Annotated in this window: 1 protein-coding gene and 1 pseudogene; both read left to right on the forward strand. The window is 62.5% G+C overall.

Translation table 11 applies throughout. The features are described from left to right. Nucleotides 1–317, forward strand: a pseudogene (locus J5M58_RS28110) (hypothetical protein); the annotation flags it as partial. Between the two features lie 137 nt (nt 318–454). Further along, on the forward strand, nt 455–775 hold the full coding sequence (locus tag J5M58_RS25390) for a hypothetical protein (RefSeq protein ID WP_207880041.1): 321 nt from the start codon (nt 455–457) through the stop codon (nt 773–775). Nucleotides 776–1,025 lie beyond the last annotated feature (250 nt).

A 1,025-nucleotide genomic window follows, 5' to 3' on the forward strand; every position in this document is an offset into this window, starting at 1 on the left:
GTGGTGGTGGCCACGGCGGCGGCAATGGCGGCGGGCGTGGCGCCGGCATGGGTGGGCACAATGGCACTGGCAATGGTGCAGGCCTCGCGGGTGATCATGCTGGCAAGGCTACGCGCGATCATGGTGTGAGCGGCAATCACTATGGAAGCTCACGTAACCAGGACAATGGCCATGGAACCACGACCTCCGGCATCGCGCAGTCCAAGGATACCCGCGGCTTGACGAAATCTACCGCTATCTCGGGGACTACGCCCGGTGATCATAATGCCAAGGGGCTGAGCGGCGCGGTACAAAACTCCTCCAAGAATGATCGATGAAGCGAAGGCTGCCAGGTCCTGAAAGGGCCTGGCAGCCGCTTCTTCGAACGGCTGCGCGCTCTGCGGAACTTAAATGACGACCTCATGTCGTATCCGCACTCAAGCTCCCCCCCTGCGCCTTCTGGAGGCGAACAAACATGAAAAAAACCCTGGTAGCCGTCTTTACTTGTGCTCTGGCGCTCGGCGCAACTGCATTGTTGCCTGCCGATGTCTCGCCAATCGCTTCCGCGTATGCCAAAGGTAATGGCAATGGCGGCGGCAAAGGTGGGTTCAACGGTAATGGCGGCGGCTACGAGAGTGATCATGCCGGCAAGGCCACCCGCAACCATGGCGAGAGCGGTAATCACTATGGAAGCCTGCGCAACGATGACAACGGCCGAGGTACTACCCGGTCCGGCATTGCCCATTCCAAGGAACACGACAAGGCCGGGCGCTCCTCTTCGAAGCACGATCGATAACTGAAGGCGCGCAAGTCGTACCCTCGAACCGGACACTGCGGTGGATAGCACCGGCTACGCCGGTGTTCGCGGGTGAACCCGCTCCCACAGGTATCCGCACTCCTTCAGCTGGGGGGGGGGCCGTGTGGGAGCGGGCATGCCCGCGAAGCAGGCGATGCGGTGGATGGCACCGGCTGCGCCGGTGTTCGCGGGTGAACCCGCTCCCACAGGCATGGCGCATTCCGTCAGCTGGCGGGGTCCGTGTGGGAGC

The organism is Pseudomonas sp. 32_A (assembly GCF_017490905.1).
GTDB classification, from domain to species: Bacteria; Pseudomonadota; Gammaproteobacteria; order Pseudomonadales; family Pseudomonadaceae; genus Aquipseudomonas; species Aquipseudomonas inefficax.

Coding starts and splice junctions, on each gene's coding strand:
- J5M58_RS25390 (WP_207880041.1), top strand. CDS start 455: ATGAAAAAAACCCTGGTAGCCGTCTTTACTTGTGCTCTGGCGCTCGGC.